This window comes from Pseudomonas sp. Irchel 3E13 (assembly GCF_900187455.1).
Taxonomy (GTDB): Bacteria; Pseudomonadota; Gammaproteobacteria; order Pseudomonadales; family Pseudomonadaceae; genus Aquipseudomonas.
The window spans coordinates 65,077-82,673 of sequence record NZ_FYDX01000017.1 but is presented as its reverse complement, the minus strand read 5'-3'; the positions used below and the strand labels follow the sequence as shown (position 1 = coordinate 82,673).

The 17,597-nt window shown below is 64.5% G+C and carries 21 protein-coding genes; 13 read left to right on the top strand and 8 right to left on the bottom strand.

Annotation, left to right across the window (positions count from 1 at the left end; genetic code table 11):
- Window positions 1-70: 70 nt before the first annotated feature.
- Together trpA and trpB are read right to left on the bottom strand one after the other, a co-directional pair.
- Window positions 71-883 (bottom strand): tryptophan synthase subunit alpha, encoded by an 813-nt coding sequence (gene trpA, locus CKW37_RS26110; RefSeq protein ID WP_095159089.1) that lies wholly within the window; start codon window positions 881-883, stop codon window positions 71-73.
- Window positions 880-2,106, bottom strand: a complete 1,227-nt coding sequence (gene trpB / locus CKW37_RS26105; protein WP_095159088.1) for a tryptophan synthase subunit beta — start codon at window positions 2,104-2,106, stop codon at window positions 880-882. The genes trpA and trpB overlap by 4 nt, the downstream gene beginning before the upstream one ends.
- A 110-nt stretch (window positions 2,107-2,216) precedes the next feature.
- On the opposite strand from trpB, the gene CKW37_RS26100 reads away from it, so the two are divergent.
- Window positions 2,217-3,110, top strand: coding sequence for a LysR family transcriptional regulator (locus tag CKW37_RS26100; protein ID WP_177454484.1), 894 nt, complete (start codon window positions 2,217-2,219; stop codon window positions 3,108-3,110).
- Here CKW37_RS26100 and CKW37_RS26095 read toward each other — a convergent pair.
- Window positions 3,107-3,433: a YqjD family protein gene (locus tag CKW37_RS26095; protein ID WP_095159086.1), complete on the bottom strand. Its 327-nt coding sequence runs from the start codon at window positions 3,431-3,433 to the stop codon at window positions 3,107-3,109. The genes CKW37_RS26100 and CKW37_RS26095 overlap by 4 nt on opposite strands.
- Before the next feature lie 153 nt (window positions 3,434-3,586).
- Here CKW37_RS26095 and CKW37_RS26090 point away from each other — a divergent pair, with 153 nt between their 5' ends.
- Window positions 3,587-3,802, top strand: a complete 216-nt coding sequence (locus tag CKW37_RS26090) for a dodecin (protein ID WP_095159085.1) — start codon at window positions 3,587-3,589, stop codon at window positions 3,800-3,802.
- An 82-nt stretch (window positions 3,803-3,884) separates the two neighbouring features.
- Window positions 3,885-4,109: a DUF1161 domain-containing protein gene (locus CKW37_RS26085; protein ID WP_095159084.1), complete on the top strand. Its 225-nt coding sequence runs from the start codon at window positions 3,885-3,887 to the stop codon at window positions 4,107-4,109.
- 60 nt (window positions 4,110-4,169) lie between these two features.
- On the opposite strand, the gene CKW37_RS26080 is transcribed toward CKW37_RS26085, so the two are convergent.
- Entirely contained in the window at window positions 4,170-5,174 is a 1,005-nt protein-coding gene (locus CKW37_RS26080) for an LLM class flavin-dependent oxidoreductase (protein ID WP_095159083.1), read from the bottom strand.
- Between the two features lie 173 nt (window positions 5,175-5,347).
- On the opposite strand from CKW37_RS26080, the gene CKW37_RS26075 reads away from it, so the two are divergent.
- Both CKW37_RS26075 and CKW37_RS26070 read left to right on the top strand, forming a co-directional pair.
- On the top strand, window positions 5,348-5,773 hold the full coding sequence (locus CKW37_RS26075) for an OsmC family protein (RefSeq protein WP_095159082.1): 426 nt from the start codon (window positions 5,348-5,350) through the stop codon (window positions 5,771-5,773).
- A gap of 83 nt (window positions 5,774-5,856) precedes the next feature.
- Window positions 5,857-6,090, top strand: a complete 234-nt coding sequence (locus CKW37_RS26070) for a DUF1161 domain-containing protein (RefSeq protein ID WP_095159081.1) — start codon at window positions 5,857-5,859, stop codon at window positions 6,088-6,090.
- 3 nt (window positions 6,091-6,093) lie between these two features.
- Here CKW37_RS26070 and CKW37_RS26065 read toward each other — a convergent pair whose 3' ends face one another.
- Complete coding sequence (locus CKW37_RS26065) at window positions 6,094-6,504, bottom strand: hypothetical protein (protein ID WP_095159080.1); 411 nt, start codon at window positions 6,502-6,504, stop codon at window positions 6,094-6,096.
- Between the two features lie 53 nt (window positions 6,505-6,557).
- Window positions 6,558-6,971, bottom strand: a complete 414-nt coding sequence (locus CKW37_RS26060; RefSeq protein ID WP_095159079.1) for a hypothetical protein — start codon at window positions 6,969-6,971, stop codon at window positions 6,558-6,560.
- A gap of 83 nt (window positions 6,972-7,054) precedes the next feature.
- Between CKW37_RS26060 and CKW37_RS26055 the strand changes: the two genes are divergently transcribed.
- Entirely contained in the window at window positions 7,055-8,116 is a 1,062-nt protein-coding gene (locus tag CKW37_RS26055) for an aminopeptidase (RefSeq protein ID WP_095159078.1), read from the top strand.
- A 43-nt stretch (window positions 8,117-8,159) separates the two neighbouring features.
- Here CKW37_RS26055 and CKW37_RS26050 read toward each other — a convergent pair whose 3' ends face one another.
- Window positions 8,160-8,810: an HAD family hydrolase gene (locus CKW37_RS26050; protein ID WP_095159077.1), complete on the bottom strand. Its 651-nt coding sequence runs from the start codon at window positions 8,808-8,810 to the stop codon at window positions 8,160-8,162.
- Between the two features lie 31 nt (window positions 8,811-8,841).
- Window positions 8,842-9,390: a gamma carbonic anhydrase family protein gene (locus tag CKW37_RS26045; protein WP_095159076.1), complete on the bottom strand. Its 549-nt coding sequence runs from the start codon at window positions 9,388-9,390 to the stop codon at window positions 8,842-8,844.
- Window positions 9,391-9,481: 91 nt separating this feature from the next.
- Here CKW37_RS26045 and prlC point away from each other — a divergent pair, with 91 nt between their 5' ends.
- The 7 genes from prlC to CKW37_RS26010 all read left to right on the top strand — a co-directional run bounded on the left by prlC (window position 9,482) and on the right by CKW37_RS26010 (window position 17,466).
- Window positions 9,482-11,533, top strand: a complete 2,052-nt coding sequence (gene prlC, locus CKW37_RS26040; protein ID WP_095159075.1) for an oligopeptidase A — start codon at window positions 9,482-9,484, stop codon at window positions 11,531-11,533.
- Complete coding sequence (locus CKW37_RS26035; RefSeq protein ID WP_095159074.1) at window positions 11,530-11,796, top strand: YheV family putative zinc ribbon protein; 267 nt, start codon at window positions 11,530-11,532, stop codon at window positions 11,794-11,796. The genes prlC and CKW37_RS26035 overlap by 4 nt, the downstream gene beginning before the upstream one ends.
- Before the next feature lie 319 nt (window positions 11,797-12,115).
- Complete coding sequence (locus CKW37_RS26030; protein WP_095159073.1) at window positions 12,116-13,174, top strand: PA0069 family radical SAM protein; 1,059 nt, start codon at window positions 12,116-12,118, stop codon at window positions 13,172-13,174.
- A 247-nt stretch (window positions 13,175-13,421) separates the two neighbouring features.
- The gene (locus CKW37_RS26025; RefSeq protein ID WP_095159072.1) at window positions 13,422-14,144 is read left to right on the top strand and encodes a carbonic anhydrase; all 723 of its coding nucleotides are present in this window, start codon (window positions 13,422-13,424) and stop codon (window positions 14,142-14,144) included.
- A gap of 188 nt (window positions 14,145-14,332) precedes the next feature.
- Window positions 14,333-15,865, top strand: coding sequence for a SulP family inorganic anion transporter (locus CKW37_RS26020; protein WP_095159071.1), 1,533 nt, complete (start codon window positions 14,333-14,335; stop codon window positions 15,863-15,865).
- A 115-nt stretch (window positions 15,866-15,980) separates the two neighbouring features.
- Window positions 15,981-16,493 (top strand): sigma-70 family RNA polymerase sigma factor, encoded by a 513-nt coding sequence (locus CKW37_RS26015; RefSeq protein WP_095159070.1) that lies wholly within the window; start codon window positions 15,981-15,983, stop codon window positions 16,491-16,493.
- 4 nt (window positions 16,494-16,497) lie between these two features.
- A complete protein-coding gene (locus CKW37_RS26010; protein ID WP_095159069.1) occupies window positions 16,498-17,466 on the top strand; it encodes a FecR domain-containing protein in 969 nt (322 codons plus the stop codon).
- Window positions 17,467-17,597 lie beyond the last annotated feature (131 nt).

Genomic DNA, 17,597 nt, shown 5'->3' with positions numbered 1-17,597 from the left:
GAGCAAGCTCGCTCCTACGCTGGACTGCAGGAGCGAGCGTGTCGGGACGCTGAACCGTCCCCATTGCGGATCACGCCTTGCGCGCGGCCCGCACACCTTCGGCCAGTGCCGAGCACAGCGCCAGCACATTATCCACAGCCTGCTCCGGGCTGGCGGCGGTGGCGATTTTATCCACAAGCGCCGAACCCACGACCACACCGTCTGCCAGCCGTGCAATCGCCGCGGCCTGCTCCGGCGTGCGGATACCAAAGCCAACGCTGATCGGCAACGGGGTATGCCGACGCAGGCGGGCAATGGCTTCGGTGACGTGTTCAGTAGTCGCCGAGCCCGCACCGGTCACACCCGCCACCGAGACGTAGTAGACGAAGCCCGAACTGCGCTCCAGCACGCGCGGCAGGCGCGCGTCGTCGGTGGTCGGGGTGGTCAGGCGGATGAAGTCGATGCCCGCGGCCTGGGCCGGGGCCGCCAGTTCGGCGTCGTGCTCAGGCGGCAGGTCGACGATGATCAGGCCGTCGACGCCCGCTTCGTTGGCCTGGGCGACGAACGCCTCGACGCCAAAGCGGTGGATCGGATTGTAGTAACCCATCAGCACGATCGGGGTGGTCTGGTCGTCAACGCGGAATTCACGAACCATTTGCAGGGTCTTGGCCAGGGTCTGGCCAGCGTCCAGGGCGCGCAGGGTCGCCAGCTGGATGGCGACACCGTCGGCCATTGGGTCGGTGAACGGCATGCCCAGTTCGATCACGTCCGCACCCGCCGCCGGCAGGCCCTTGAGGATCGCCAGCGAAGCGTCGTAACCCGGGTCGCCAGCGGTGACGAAGGTCACCAGGGCGGCGCGGCCTTCTTGCTTCAGCTCGGAAAAACGTTGTTCAAGACGGCTCATGCCTGCTTCTCCTGCGCTTGGGTCGCGGCCATATGGCTCATTACGGTTTGCATGTCTTTGTCGCCGCGCCCGGACAGGCACACCACCATCAGGTGATCCTTGGGCAGGGTCGGCGCGCGCTTGATGGCTTCGGCCAGCGCGTGGGAGGTTTCCAGCGCCGGGATGATGCCTTCCAGGCGGCAGGTGGTGTGGAACGCGGCCAGGGCTTCGTCGTCGGTGATGCTGACGTACTCGACGCGCTTGATCTCATGCAACCAGGCGTGTTCCGGGCCGATGCCGGGGTAATCGAGGCCGGCGGAAATCGAGTGGGCGTCGGTGATCTGGCCGTCTTCGTCCTGCAGCAGGTAGGTGCGGTTGCCGTGCAGTACGCCCGGAACGCCACCGTTGAGGCTGGCGGCGTGCTTGTCGGTGTCGACGCCGTGACCGCCGGCTTCGACGCCGATGATCTGCACGCTGCTGTCATCGAGGAAATCGTGGAACAGGCCCATGGCGTTGGAGCCGCCGCCGACGCAGGCGACCAGGCTGTCGGGCAGGCGACCTTCCTTCTCTTGCAACTGGGCGCGGGTTTCCTTGCCGATGATCGACTGGAAGTCGCGGACCATCGCCGGGTACGGGTGCGGGCCGGCCACGGTGCCGATCAGGTAGAAGGTGTCGTCGACGTTGGTGACCCAGTCACGCAGCGCCTCGTTCATGGCGTCTTTCAGGGTGCCGGTGCCGGCAGTGACCGGGACGATTTCGGCGCCCAGCAGCTTCATGCGGAACACGTTGGCTTGCTGGCGCTCGATGTCGGTGGCGCCCATGTAGATCACGCAAGGCAGGCCAAAGCGCGCGGCGACGGTGGCGGTGGCCACGCCGTGCATGCCGGCGCCGGTTTCGGCGATCAGGCGTTTCTTGCCCATGCGCTTGGCCAGCAGCACCTGGCCGATGCAGTTGTTCACCTTGTGCGCACCGGTGTGGTTGAGCTCTTCACGCTTGAAGAAGATCTTCGCGCCGCCGCAGTGTTCGGTCAGGCGCTCGGCGAAGTACAGCGGGTTCGGACGGCCGATGTAGTCGCGCTGGAAGTACGCCAGTTGTTCGAGGAATTCCGGGTCGGCCTTGGCCGCTTCGTATTCGCGGGCCAGGTCGAGCACCAGCGGCATCAGGGTTTCGGCGACGTAGCGGCCGCCAAAGGCGCCAAACAGGCCGTTGGCATCGGGGCCGCTGCGAAGGTTGCTCTGGGTCATGGGGTCGCTCCAGGAAGAAGGGTGGGCTGACAATGGGCCTACTCTAACCACGACACGCCTCGCTGAAAACCGATAAGATCGCCGCAACCTGTCAGGAAAACTCACACGTCATGTCCAGGGAACTGCCGCCGCTCAATGCCCTTCGGGCCTTCGAAGTTACCGCTCGCCTGGGCAGCGTCAGCCAGGCCGCCGAGCAACTGCACGTGACTCACGGTGCGGTCAGCCGGCAGTTGAAGACGCTGGAAAGCCATCTCGGCGTGAGCCTGTTCGTCAAGGATGGGCGCGGCATCAAACTCACAGATGCTGGCGTGCGCCTGCGTGAGGTCAGCGGCGAGGCGTTCGAGCGGTTGCGTTCGGTCTGCGCCGAGGTGAGCCAGAGCGGTGCCGATGCGCCCTTCGTCCTCGGCTGCTCGGGCAGCCTGCTGGCGCGGTGGTTCATCCCGCGGCTGGGGCGGCTGAAGGCCGACCTACCCGACCTGCGCCTGCACCTCTCGGCCGGCGAAGGCGATCTCGATCCGCGCCGGCCCGGCCTGGATGCCCTGCTGGTCTTCGCCGAGCCGCCGTGGCCGGCGGACATGCAGGTTCATGTGCTTGCCCGGGAATGCATCGGCCCGGTGCTCAGCCCGCATTTCGCCGGTTTCGAACGGTTGCGCCAGGCACCGGCCAGCGCGCTGCTCGACGAAGCCGTATTGCAGACCAACTCCCGGCCTCAGGCCTGGCCGGACTGGGCGCGGCAACAGGGCATCGACCCGCGAGCGCTGCGTTACGGGCAGGATTTCGAGCATTTGTATTACTTGCTGGAGGCGGCGGTGGCCGGGCTTGGTGTGGCGATCGCGCCACAACCGCTGGTGGCCGACGATTTGCGCGCCGGACGCCTGGCCGCGCCGTGGGGCTTCAGCCAGACCGAGGCGTCACTGGCACTGTGGGTCCCTCGACGCGCCGCGGACGGGCGCGCCGAGCAACTGGCGGGATGGTTGCGCGCGGAACTGGCGCGGCAGGTTTAGTCGCGTTTGCTGCACAGCAGGTAGGCCGCCAGCAGACCCAGCGCGCCAACGGCAACGCCGGCGGTGGTCCAGGGGTGTTGCTGTGCATAGTCGCGCGTGGCGAGGCCGGTTTCGCGGGTCTTGGTTTTCACCTCTTCATAGGCATCACCAAGCAGGTTGCGCGAGTGGCGCAGGGCGTTCTCGGCGTTGCTTTTCAGCGCCTTCACGGTCTTACGCGATTCGTCCGAGGCATCGTCTTTCAGGCTTTCCAGCGATTTCAGCAGGCTTTCGATTTCCGCTTCCATGCTTTGCAGCGCGGCTTTGCGTAGCGAACTTGTTGCCATGGTGACTCTCCTTCAGCGTTGAGTGAGGTGTTGTAGGTTCCGACTACGACGTGTCTGGAAAGTGCGATCGAACGTTTCGGTCCAAATGCCCCTCAGAGGAAAAACGCCCTGGCGCTGCTAGGCTCAACCGGCACACCTTCAAGGAGAACAGCGATGTCCGATCACCACACCTACAAGAAGATCGAGCTTGTCGGCTCGTCCCCCACCAGCATCGAAGACGCGATCAACAGTGCCCTGGCCGAGGCCGGCAAGAGCATCAAGCATCTGGAATGGTTTGAAGTGGTGGATACCCGCGGGCATATCCGCGACAACAAGGCGGCGCATTTTCAGGTCACCCTGAAAGTCGGGTTCCGCATCGCCAACAGTTGAAACGATTACCCGGTTAGATACCCAGGGCTCCGGAATGACACCGGGGCCTTTCTCGTTTTTGATCCACCAAGGAGAGCGATCAATGAAGCAACTGATTCTGGCAGTAGCACTGATGGGCCTGGCCGGCACCGCGCTGGCGGCGGGCAAGCCGTGTGAAGAATTGAAGAGCGAGATTGCGGCGAAGCTGGATGCAAAGGGCGTTCAGCACTATTCGCTGGAAGTTGTAGGCAAGGGCGCGGCTGCTAGCGGGAAGGTGGTCGGGACCTGCGAGGGCGGGACCAAGGAGATTGTCTACAAGCGTGGGTGAGTGGCCAATCGCGAGCACGCTCGCTCCTCTGTAGGAGCGAGCGTGCTCGCGATCACAACCTCAGTTGCCGAGCACCGTCTGCGCCATCAGCTCATACGACCGCACGCGGTCCGCATGCTCATACAGGTCACAGGTGAAGATCAGCTCATCCGCCTGGGTCTGCTCCAGCAACACCTCAAGCTTGGCTTTGACCTTCTGCGGGCTGCCGACCATCGCCAGGCCGAGGAAATCCCCCACCGCCTCGCGTTCATGAGGCAACCACAGCCCGTTCATGCTTTCCACCGGCGGCTTTTGCACCAGGCTCTGGCCGCGCATCAGCGCGAGGATGCGCTGGTACACCGAGGTCGCCAGGTACTCGGCGTGTTCGTCGGTATCCGCCACCACCATCGGCACGCCCAGCATCACATACGGCTTGTCGAGCACCGCCGATGGTTGGAAGTGATTGCGGTACACGCGAATCGCCTCGTGCATGAAGCGCGGCGCGAAGTGCGAGGCGAAGGCGTACGGCAGACCGCGCTGGCCCGCCAGTTGCGCGCTGAACAGGCTGGAGCCGAGCAACCAGATTGGCACCTCGGTGCCGTAGCCAGGCACGGCGATCACTTTTTGATCAGGTGTGCGCGGGCCGAGGTAGCGCATCAGTTCGGCCACGTCTTCGGGGAAGTCGTCGGCGCTGCCGGAGCGTTCGCGGCGCAGGGCGCGGGCGGTCATCTGGTCGGAGCCGGGAGCGCGGCCGAGGCCGAGGTCGATGCGGCCGGGATAGAGGCTGGCCAGGGTGCCGAACTGTTCGGCAATCACCAGCGGCGCATGGTTGGGCAACATCACCCCGCCGGAACCGACGCGGATGGTCGAGGTGCCGCCGGCCAGGTACGCCAGCAGCACCGACGTGGCCGAGCTGGCGATGCCGTCCATGTTGTGGTGCTCGGCCACCCAGAAGCGGTGGTAACCGAAGCGCTCGACGTGCTGCGCCAGGTCCAGCGAATTGCGCAGCGATTGCGCCGGGCCACTGTCCTGGCGCACGGGCACCAGGTCGAGGGTGGAAATCTTGATGTCCGCGAGTTGCGTCATGGGGTCTCCTGAGCAAACGGAAGCCGCCGAAAAATGGCAGCCTTTGTTGCTCTGTGGGGGCGGTTGCCCGAGGAATCAATACCGGATGTGGCAAACGGGCTGAACTTGCCCGCGAGCGGGGCCTCTGAATTCAGGTAACGGCGCAACCCGCGTCGGCAACCCGAGGAGGCACCATGAAAAAGACTGCATCGGCCGTTTGGCAAGGCGGCCTGAAGGATGGCAAGGGCCAGATATCCACGGAAAGCGGCGCGCTGAAACAGGTTCCCTACGGTTTCAACACCCGTTTCGAAGGGACGCCGGGCACCAACCCGGAAGAACTGATCGGCGCCGCCCACTCCGGGTGTTTCTCCATGGCGCTGTCGATGATCCTCGGTGAAGCGGGACTGACCGCAGAACGTATCGACACCACTGCCGAAGTCACCCTCGACAAACAACCCGACGGCTTCGCCATCACCGCCGTTCACCTGATCCTCAAGGCCAAGGTGCCCGGCGCCAGCGAGCAGCAGTTCCTGGAACTGGCGAACAAGGCCAAGGCCGGCTGCCCGGTCTCGAAAGTGTTGAACGCGAAGATCAGCCTGGACGCCACGCTCGTGCAGTGAGCTTGTCTGGTAGCAGAACCATGGCATGCTCCTTCGGTCCAACCTGATGTTGGCTCAAGGTCTTTTGCCACGAGGAACTGCTCATGATCCGTATCGCAATCGCCGTGCTGGCTTCGCTGTTGGCCTTCAATGCTTCCGCCGCGATCAAGTCGTGCGAGGAATTGAAGGCCGAGATCGAAGCCAAGATCCAGGCCCGAGGCGTAACGTCCTACACCCTGGAAATCGTGCCCAACAGCGAAGTCCACGACCAGAACATGGTCGTGGGCAGTTGCGACGGCGGCACCAAGAAGATCATCTACCAGCGCAACGGCCAGTAAGCCTCAAGGGATGCAGTGGGTCAGCCGTTCCTGCGCCACCACCTTGCGCTCGGCGTCGTACAGCCAGGCGTTGGGTTGCAGGGCGATGGCCCGGGCTTCCAGCCGGTAACGCTGGCCGGCTTCGAAACCGTCGTATTCCAGCGTCAGGTAGCAGGTGCGCTCGGTCGGGTCGGTGGTGAAGAGGCCGGTGCTGATCTCATAGTCGAAGCGCACCACCAACTCGTGCTTGCCCGGCGACACCTGGAAATAACGGCCGTCGTTGAGGCGTTTGCCGTCGAGACGCTCGGCCATCAGCACTTTGCCCGGGGTGATGGTGTAGAGGTCGACCCAGGCCTGTTTCTGATCGACCGGAGGCATCGGACTGGTGCAGGCGCCCAGGGTGGTGAAAGCGAGGAACATCGCGGGTTGGCGCATGTTCAGCTCTCCAGAAAGGTAACAGAACGTAAGCATAGCGCCATCAGCGGCCCTCAGGTGCGCTGGCAGCCAGCCGGCACGCCGCTTCCCACCACTTTTTGCTGTTCGTCATAGAGTTTTGCCCAGGGCCGGAAGCCGATGCTGCCGGCCTGCAGGCGGTATTTCTCGCCAGCGTTGAAGTCCTTGAACTTGAGGTTGAGCTGACAATCGCGCCACAGTGGTTCGCTGGTGGGGCCGATATTGCTCGGGTCCACGGCGAACAGGTAGCGCACGGTGAGTTGATGATTGCCGGGGCTGACCTGGAAATAGCGGGTGTCGTCCCACGCTCGCTCGTCCACTTCGACGGCGTGCAGGGTGTCGTCATGGCCGGGGGCGAGATCGACCCAGGCCTGAGTCGGGTCCGGCGCGGGCAGGCCGGCGCAACCGGTGAGCGCCAGAAGGGCGCTGGCAGCGAGCATCGTTCGCATGGCAAAACTCCGGGCGGGCAGGATAGTCTTGGATCGATCTGGACTTGAGCGGGACCACCCCACGCATGATTCGAATTCTTCTTTTGTTGCGCTCAAGCCCCGGGGCACTCGACCGCGTTTTTCGCCTGTTTGTTCCCCTGTTACTGATCAGCCTGCTGAACGGTTGCGCGAGCGTGGGTTACTACGGCCAGCTTGCCAACGGCCAGTGGCAACTGTTGCGCGCCCGCACCCCGGTGCCGCAATTGCTGGCCGATCCCGCCACCGAACCGGAACTGCGCCAGCACCTGGAACAGTCCCAGCGCGCCCGCGCTTTCGCCAGCCAGCACCTGAAACTGCCGGACAACCGCAGCTACCGGGTCTACGCCGATATCGGCCGGCCGTTCGTGGTGTGGAACGTGTTCGCCACCCCGGAGTTTTCGCTGGAGCCGCAGACCCACTGCTTCCCCATCGCCGGCTGCGTCGCCTACCGCGGCTACTACAGCCAGGGTGGCGCGCGCGGGGCCGCGGCGGTGCAGAAGCTGCAAGGGCTGGATGTGTATATCGGCGGGGTCGAGGCCTATTCGACGCTGGGCTGGTTCGACGATCCGATCCTCAACTCCATGCTCGGCTGGGGCGACGAGCGCCTGGCGACGGTGATCTTCCACGAGCTGGCGCACCAGCGGGTGTACGTGAAGGACGACACCGCCTTCAATGAGTCCTTCGCCACCTTTGTCGAGCAGGAAGGCACGCGGCAATGGCGTGCGGCGCGGGGATTGGCGGCGCAGGTGCAGGAGGGTGGCAAGCAGCGTGACCAGTTTGTCGGATTGGTGCTGGCGAGCCGGGAACGGCTCAAGGCGCTGTACACCCAGCCGCTGGCGCCGGATGCGATGCGCGCGGCCAAGCAGGCGGAGTTCGAGCGGCTACGCCGGGAGTACCGGCAGTTGCGAGACAGCGAGTGGGGCGGGGTCGGACGTTTCGATGCCTGGATCAATGCACCGATGAACAACGCCAAGCTGTTGCCGTTCGGGCTGTATGACCAGTGGGTGCCGGCGTTTGCGGCGGTGTTTGCCCAGGTGGGCGGGGATTGGCAGCGGTTTTATGGGCGGGTGGAAGAGATTGGGCGGTTGCCGGTTGGGGAGCGGCAGTTGGTTTTGAAGGGGCTTTAAGGGCCTCATCGCCGGCGATGAGGCCCTCAGTAACCCCATCAACTCAGGGTTTCATGAACGCCCGATGCATCTCTGCCAACGTCGCAAAGTGATACGCCGGTGCTTCCGCCGCCAGCTCCTCATGGCTCCCAAACCCATACCCCACCGCCACCGCTTCCAGCCCGTTGCTGCGCGCACCAATCAGGTCGTGCTTGCGGTCGCCGATCATCAGGGTCTGCGCCGGATCCAGGCCTTCCTCGGCCAACAGGTGACCGATCAGCTCGACCTTGTTGGTCCGCGTGCCGTCCAGCTCACTGCCGTAAATCACTTTGAAATGCCGGGCAAAATCGAAGTGCCGGGCGATCTCGCGGGCGAATACCCACGGCTTGGACGTCGCAACATACAGCGTGCGCCCCTGCCCTTGCAGCTCGCTGAGCAACTCGCCGACGCCGTCGAACACACGGTTTTCGTACAGCCCGGTGACCTTGAAGCGTTCACGGTAGAAATTCACCGCCTCCCACGCCTTGGCCTCGTCGAAGTCATAGAACTGCATGAACGCCTGCAACAGCGGCGGGCCGATGAAGTGTTCCAGGCGGGTCAGGTCCGGTTCGTCGATGCCGAGCTTGGCCAGGGCGTACTGGATAGAGCGGGTGATGCCTTCGCGCGGGTCGGTCAGGGTGCCGTCGAGGTCGAAGAGGATGTTCTGCTGGTGCATGGCGGTCTCGAAAAAGGGGCTGTGGATACGTTCACTCGGGCTGGTCGTAGCCTTCAGCCAGGTGCTGGTCCTTGAGTCGGACGTAGTTGGCGGCGCTGTAGGGGAAGAACGCGCGCTCCTTGTCGGTCAGCGGGCGGGCCTGCTTCACCGGGCTGCCGACATAGAGGAAACCGCTTTCCAGGCGTTTGCCTGGCGGCACCAGGCTACCGGCGCCGATGATCACTTCGTCCTCGACGATGGCGCCGTCCATGATCGTGCTGCCCATGCCCACCAGGATGCGGTTGCCGAGGGTGCAGCCGTGGAGCATGACCTTGTGGCCGATGGTCACGTCGTCGCCGATCAGCAGCGGGAAGCCGTCGGGGTTGAAGGGCCCGGCGTGAGTGATGTGCAACACGCTGGCGTCCTGCACGCTGGTGCGCGCGCCGATGCGGATGCGGTGCATGTCGCCGCGGATCACCGTCAGTGGCCAGACCGAGCTGTCGTCGCCGATCTCGACATCGCCGATAACCACCGCGCTGCGGTCGACGAAGGCGCGTTCGCCCAGGCGGGGCGTGTGCTGCTGGAAGGTGCGAATGGCCATGAATAGCGTCTCTCTCTGAGGCTTATTAGCTGCGGTCGGCGCCGATTGTAATTAAGATGGGCCGGTGTTTCTTCTGCCAAGGTGTCCAACCGTGAGTGCGACCAACCCGCTTCTGCAGTCCTACGACCTGCCGCCCTTCTCGGCGATCCGCGCCGAGCACGTGCTGCCGGCGATTGAACAGATCCTGGCCGACAACCGCAACGCCATTGCCGCCCTGCTCAAGACCCAGGGCCAGAACCCGAGCTGGGCCGGACTGGTCCTGGCCATGGACGAACTCAACGACCGCCTCGGCGCGGCGTGGAGTCCCGTCAGCCACCTCAACGCCGTGTGCAACAGCGCCGAACTGCGCGAAGCCTACGAGGCCTGCCTGCCTGCCCTGAGCGCCTACGCCACCGAGCTGGGCCAGAACCGCGAACTGTTCCAGGCCTGGGAGGCGCTGGCCGCCAGCCCCGAAGCCGCCGGCTTCGACGTGGCGCAAAAAACCATCATCGAACACGCCCTGCGCGACTTCCGTCTGTCGGGTATCGACCTGCCTGCCGACCAGCAGCAGCGCTACGCCGAAGTGCAGAGCAAGCTGTCCGAGCTGGGCAGCCGTTTCTCCAACCAGTTACTTGACGCCACCCAGGCCTGGACCAAGCACGTCACCGACGAAGCCGCCCTCGCCGGCCTGACCGATTCGGCCAAGGCGCAGATGGCCGCCGCCGCCCAGGCCAAGGGCCTCGACGGCTGGCTGATCAGCCTGGAATTCCCCAGCTACTACGCGGTGATGACCTACGCCACCGACCGCGCCCTGCGTGAAGAAATCTACGCCGCCTACTGCACCCGCGCCTCCGACCAGGGCCCGAATGCCGGCCAGTTCGACAACGGCCCGGTGATGCGCGAGATCCTCGACCTGCGCCAGGAACTGGCCGAGCTGCTGGGCTTCGCCAACTTTGCCGAGCTGAGCCTGGCGACCAAGATGGCGGAGTCCAGCGACCAGGTGCTGGGTTTCCTGCGGGACCTGGCCAAACGCAGCAAGCCGTTCGCCGCCCAGGACCTGGCCCAGCTCAAGGCCTACGCCGCCGAACAGGGCTGCCCGGACCTCAGCAGTTGGGACAGCGGTTTCTACGGCGAGAAGCTGCGCGAGCAGCGCTACAGCGTTTCCCAGGAAACCCTGCGCGCCTACTTCCCGATCGACAAGGTGCTGACCGGCCTGTTCGCCATCGTCCAGCGCCTGTACGGCATCGAGATTGCCGAGCTCAAGGGCTTCGACACCTGGCACCCGGATGTGCGCCTGTTCGAAATCAAGGAGAACGGCCAGCATGTCGGCCGCTTCTTCTTCGACCTCTACGCCCGCGCCAATAAGCGCGGCGGTGCCTGGATGGACGGCGCCCGCGACCGTCGTCGCACGGCTGATGGCAAGCTGCAAAGCCCGGTGGCCAACCTGGTGTGCAACTTCACACCGGCCGTTCCGGGCAAGCCGGCGCTGTTGACCCACGATGAAGTCACCACCCTGTTCCACGAATTCGGCCATGGCCTGCACCACCTGCTGACCCGCATCGAGCATGCCGGCGTGTCCGGCATCAACGGCGTAGCCTGGGACGCGGTGGAACTGCCGAGCCAGTTCATGGAGAACTGGTGCTGGGAGCCGGAAGGCCTGGCGCTGATTTCCGGTCATTACGAAAGCGGCGAGCCGCTGCCACAGGACCTGCTGGAGAAAATGCTGGCGGCGAAGAACTTCCAGTCCGGGCTGATGATGGTCCGCCAACTGGAATTCTCGCTGTTCGACTTCGAACTGCACGCCAGCCACGGCGACGGCCGCAGCGTGCTGGAAGTCCTCGAGGGCGTGCGCGACGAGGTCTCGGTCATGCGGCCCCCGGCCTACAACCGCTTCCCCAACAGCTTCGCGCACATCTTCGCTGGCGGTTACGCCGCGGGTTACTACAGCTACAAGTGGGCTGAAGTGCTGTCCGCCGATGCCTTCTCGCGCTTCGAGGAAGACGGAGTGCTCAACGCCGAGACCGGCCGTGCTTTCCGTGAGGCGATCCTGGCCCGCGGCGGTTCCCAGGAACCGATGCTGCTGTTCGTCGACTTCCGCGGTCGCGAGCCGTCCATCGACGCGCTGCTGCGCCACAGCGGCCTGAGCGAGGACCTGGCGGCATGAGCACGACCAAGAAACGCTTCATCGCCGGGGCGGTCTGCCCGGCGTGCAGCGAGCCGGACAAGCTGATGATGTGGAACGTCGACGGCACGCCGCACCGCGAGTGCGTGGCCTGTGGTTTCTCCGACACCCTCAACGAGCAGGGCCTGTCGGTGCCGAAGGAGCTGGGCACGCGGGTCAACCAGAATGAGGCGAAAGCGCCGAAACCGGCGGTGCAGACGGTGCAGTTCTTTCCCAATCCGAAGCTGAAGAAGCCGTCGGAATGAACGAAGGCCGTTCGGTTACCCCGAACGGCCTTTTCATTTGGCATAAAGCGGATGTTTGGCGTGTTACATCCGAAGCGTGAATGCCTGGGTGCATTTCTGCCATTCGCGGGTGGCTATCGTTCCCACTGGGACGGCCCTTTGCATCAGATCACCTGCTCTGATGTAAGCGTCCGCATTGTTTTATCCATAGAGACGGCGCTATGGGCTCACTTCGAGTGTGTGACGGGGCATGGCAAGCGACAACTGACAGAAATATCAGGTGTGGCGGTAAGAAAAATGCTTTTATACTGTATGAATAAACAGTATCGAGGTGGGCGCCATGGCTGCTCCAACGCCGGTGCGCGGTCGCGGGACCGCGCACAATCCGCACAACCGCTTTGCCCCCAACCGCTCGGTGGTCGAGGACGACGGCTGGTATCAGGAAGTGCCGTTGACCCAAGGTACCGAAGTCCGCATCGAAACCGCGAAAACCATCATCACCCGCAACAACTCCCCGGACCTGCCCTTCGACCGTTCGATCAATCCGTATCGCGGGTGTGAGCACGGCTGCATTTATTGCTACGCGAGGCCCAGCCACGCTTACTGGGACCTGTCTCCCGGCCTGGATTTCGAAACGAAGCTGATCGCCAAGACCAACGCCGCCGCCGTGCTCGAGCAGCAATTGTCGAAGCCGGGGTATGTCTGTGCGCCGATCAACCTGGGCTCCAACACCGACCCGTATCAGCCAATCGAGCGCGAGCAGCAACTGACCCGGCGCCTGCTGGAGGTGCTGCTGCGCTACCGGCATCCGGTGACCATCGTCACCAAGGGTTCGCTGATCCTGCGCGACCTCGACCTGCTCAGCGAGCTGGCGAAGCAGCGGCTGGTGTCGGTGATGATCAGCCTCACGACCCTCGACGATGAACTCAAACGCACCCTCGAACCGCGCGCAGCCGCGCCCAAGGCCCGGCTGCGGGCGATCCGGGTGATGCGCGAGGCGGGGATTCCGGTGGGGGTGTTGTGCTCGCCGATGATCCCGATGATCAACGACAGCGAACTGGAGCGTCTGCTGGAGGCCGCCAGCGAAGCCGGCGCGCTGAGCGCCGCGTACATGCTGCTGCGCCTGCCACTGGAAGTCGCGCCGCTGTTCGAGCAGTGGTTGCAGGACCATTACCCGCAACGGGCCGCCCATGTCCTCAGCCTGGTGCGGCAGAGTCGGGGTGGTGAGCTGTACGACAGCCGTTTCGGCGCGCGGATGCGTGGTGAAGGGGTGTTCGCCGACCTGCTGGCGCAGCGCTTCGACAAGGCCATCCGGCGTTACGGGCTGAACCGTCGCGGCGGCTATTCGCTGGATTGCACGGCCTTCTGTCCGCCGGGCGGTCAGTTGTCATTGTTGTAAAAACAATAATGGCCAGTGGCAATTGATGGTTTTTTGATACCATCGAGGCGCCGTAAAAATCCCCTGTAACCCTTGTTCTAGAGCCATCCGAATTCAGTTTCAGTTAAGTTTCGACAAGTAGCGTAGGAATTCAGGCAAACGAATATGTGATTTGTTGACTACATCTGTAATCCAAGTGACGTAAGCCTGTCTGAATCTCAACCCGGTAAACTGGAATTACCTACGAACCTGTCAAAGAGGATGAATCATGTCGAACAAGGAACCCTCTCCGACCGGCCCGGCTACTCCGGAAGCCGAGACTGCCGATGGCGCCCTGAAACACATCGTTGATGGCTTTTTGCGATTCCATCACGAGGTGTTTCCTGAACAGGAAGAGCTCTTCAAAAAGCTCGCCACCGCCCAAAAACCCCGAGCGATGTTCATTACCTGCGCCGACTCGCGGATCGTTCCCGAACTGATTACCCAAAGCTCGCCCGGCGACCTGTTCGTTACCCGTAACGTCGGTAACGTCGTGCCGCCTTATGGCCAGATGAACGGTGGTGTGTCGACCGCCATCGAATATGCGGTGCTGGCGCTGGGCGTCCACCACATCATCATCTGCGGCCACTCCGACTGTGGCGCCATGCGCGCGGTGTTGAACCCGCAGTCGCTGGAAAAGATGCCGACCGTCAAAGCCTGGCTGCGCCATGCTGAAGTCGCCCGCACCGTGGTCGAGGACAACTGCCAGTGCGGCACCGAGCACGAGAACATGCAGGTGCTGACCAAGGAAAACGTCATCGCCCAGCTTCATCACTTGCGTACGCACCCGTCGGTGGCTTCGCGTCTGGCGGCCGGCCAGTTGTATATCCACGGCTGGATCTACGACATCGAGACCAGCGAGATCTCCGCCTACGACGCTGCCAGCGATGCCTTCCTGCCGCTCAAGCGCGGCGAGCCGATACCAAGCGCTACTCCAAAAGGCCGCTTCTAAGCCTTCTCGCTTCACCCAATTCTGCTGACTGACCCACCACAGGCCGCCACGCGCGGCCCGTGGATGGGCGTCGGCTGTCTTTGAAAACGCTTTGATGCCTTGCCGCAGCGCCGGCGGCCTTCGGCTGCCCGTGATTTGGCGCTGCGCATGAATATGGCCAGAGGAACGGCCTGAAAAAGGAGAACAGGATGAACATGACGCAATTCAAAGCGGCCTTGCCGCGGGACCTGTTGGCATCGGTGGTGGTGTTTCTGGTGGCGCTGCCGCTGTGCATGGGGATCGCCATCGCGTCCGGCATGCCGCCGGCCAAGGGCCTGATTACCGGCATCGTCGGCGGGCTGTTGGTGGGTTGGTTGGCCGGCTCGCCGTTGCAGGTCAGCGGACCGGCCGCCGGGCTGGCGGTGCTGGTGTTCGAACTGGTGCGTCAGCACGGCATGGCGATGCTCGGGCCGATCCTGCTGCTGGCCGGCTTGCTGCAATTGCTGGCCGGGCGCTTCCGTCTTGGCTGCTGGTTCCGGGTCACGGCGCCGGCGGTGGTCTACGGCATGCTCGCCGGTATCGGCGTGCTGATCGTGCTGTCGCAGGTGCATGTGATGTTCGACCGCTCGCCGCTGCCCTCCGGGCTGGACAACCTGCTGGGCTTTCCCGCGGTCGTCGGCGATGCGCTGCCGCTGGAGCACGCGGGCAACGGCTGGCAGGCCGCGGCCCTGGGCCTGGGCACCATCGCGGTGATGTGGGCCTGGGAACGCTGGAAACCGAACACGCTGCGCTTCGTGCCGGGCGCGCTGCTCGGGGTGAGCCTGATGACAATGCTGAGCATCGCCCTGGCCCTGCCGGTCAACCGCGTGCAGGTGCCGGACGACCTGAGCCAGGCGATCGACTGGCTGCGCCCCGCCGACCTGCTGGCGCTGGCCGACCCGACGCTGTTGGTCGCGGCCTTCGCCCTGGCCTTTATCGCCAGCGCCGAAACCCTGCTGTCGGCGGCGGCGGTGGACCGCATGCACAGCGGCCAGCGTTCGGACTTCGACCGTGAACTTTCCGCCCAAGGCGTCGGCAACATGATCTGCGGCGTGCTGGGCGCGCTGCCGATGACCGGGGTGATTGTGCGCAGCTCGGCCAACGTCCAGGCGGGCGCGCGCACGCGGCTGTCGGCGGTGTTCCATGGCGTCTGGCTGCTGGCGTTCGTCGTGCTGCTGGGCAGTGTGCTGCAGCAGATTCCGGTGGCGAGTCTGGCCGGGGTGCTGGTGTTCACCGGGGTGAAACTGGTGGACCTCAAGGCCTTTCGCGGGCTCGGTCGTTATGGGCGGATGCCGATGTTCACCTACGCGGCGACCGCCCTGGCGATCGTCTTCACCGACCTGCTGACCGGCGTGCTGCTGGGCTTCGCCCTGACCTTGCTGAAACTGGCGCTCAAGGCGGCGCGGCTGAAGATCAGCGTCAGCAGCCTGGCGCGGCCCGGGCATATGGAACTGCGCTTGAGCGGCGCCGCGACCTTCCTCAAGGTGCCGGCGCTGACCCAGGCGCTGGACGCAATTCCGCCGGGCACCACCTTGCACGTGCCGCTGGCCAACCTCAGTTACATCGACCATTCCTGCCTGGAACTGCTGGAGGACTGGGGGCGGGCGAACGCCGCTAACGGGTCGACGCTGGTGATTGAGTCGCGACGGTTGAAGCGGCGCGTCGAAGGGCGGGTACGAACCACGGCGGGCCTGGGCACGTAGGCGAACCCTGAAAAGACCCGGCACCTGCGAATGTAAGCGCACGTTGCAGCAGGTGCCGTCACTGCCATACTATTAAGAATCAATACCATTTGCGTCACCCGCGCGCGGATCTCCCATGCCTTCCCCTGCCCAGACCCTCTACGTTCGACACTCACCCTGGCTGCTGCTGTTCCTGCGCCGTCGCCTGGGCAATGGCTGGGATGCCGCCGACCTGTTGCATGACACGTTCCTGCGCGTATTGCGCCGACCTGTCGAGTTCGACAGCCAGGTCGGCGAACGCTCGTACCTCGCCACCATCGCCAAGGGCCTGTGCATCGATCATTGGCGCCACGCCCAGATCGAGCGCGCCTGGCGCGAAACCCTGGCGGCGCAGCCCGAGGCGACGGTGCCTTCCGCTGAACACACGGCGTTGGTGATCGAAACCCTGTTCGAGGTCGACGCGATGCTGTCGCGCCTGCCGGCCAAGGTGCGCGAAGCGTTTCTCATGGCGCAGGTCGAAGGCGTGACCTACGCGGTGATCGCCGAGCGCCTGGAGGTCAGCGAGCGCATGGTCAAGAAGTACATGGCGCAGGCATTCCTGCATTGCGCCGTGCTTGAAGCCGAACTCGACGGCTTGCTGGTGGAGTGACGCGATGAGAGCCGCCCAGGAAAAACTCAGCCACGCGACCCTCGAACACGCCGCCCAGTGGTACGTGCGGCTGCAGGAAGAAGGCGACCAGAGCAGCGTTCGCGAGCAGTGGCAATGCTGGTTCGACCAGCATGCCGAGCATCAGGCCGCCTGGCGCTACATGGAACGGGTGAGCGAGCGCTTCGCCCCGTTGCGGGCGGAAGGCGAGCGCGCCGGCCGCCTGCTGCGCGAGCGCGGGCCGGCACGCCTGGGGCGGCGCCAGACGGTGAAGTCGCTGTTGGTGCTGGCGATCGGTTCGATGGCGGGCCTCGGCGGCTGGCAGGCGGCATCGCGCAATGGCTGGACCGCCGATCTGCACACCGGCACCGGCGAGAACCGCGAGGTGGCGCTGGCCGATGGCAGCACCTTGTGGCTGGGCGCGCAGACCGCCGTCGATACCCGTTTCGACGCGCGACAGCGCCTGCTCGACCTGCGTTTCGGTGAGGTCCTGTTGCAATCCTCGGTGCGGGATCGCCGGCCTTTGCTGCTGGAAACCGGGGCCGGCATGTTGCAGATGGTGTCGACGCCGATTCGCCTGGCGCTTCGCTATGCCGAGGGCAATGCCCGGCTCAACGTCTATCAGGGTGAGGTGGAAATCTTCACGCGCACCGGCACCCGCGCGCTGATCGAGGCCGGCCAGCGCGTCGATTTCAGCGCCCTCGCCGTCTCGCCCCCGGCGCCGGCGCAGAGGGCGGGCGAATCCTGGCTGCAGGATCGGCTGACCGCCGAGGCCATGCCCCTCGAAGAGCTGATCGATGCGCTGGGCCGCTACCGTCCCGGCCATCTCGGCCTGCACCCGGACCTCGCCCGGCTGGCGGTGATGGGCACCTTCCCCCTCGACGATACGGATCACGCCCTGCGCCTGCTCGAAGCCGCGTTGCCGGTGCGGATCAAGCGGATGACCGACTGGTGGGTGACGGTCGAACCGGCCTGAATATTTTTTCAGCGGCCGGTTCCCCTTTGCGTTCGTCGCCCGGTTCAACAGCAGAACCCTCCCATTTACCGCATGAACACCACAGGGACTGCCATGTCGTCGCCCCGCTCCTGCGTGTTGGCACTCGTGCC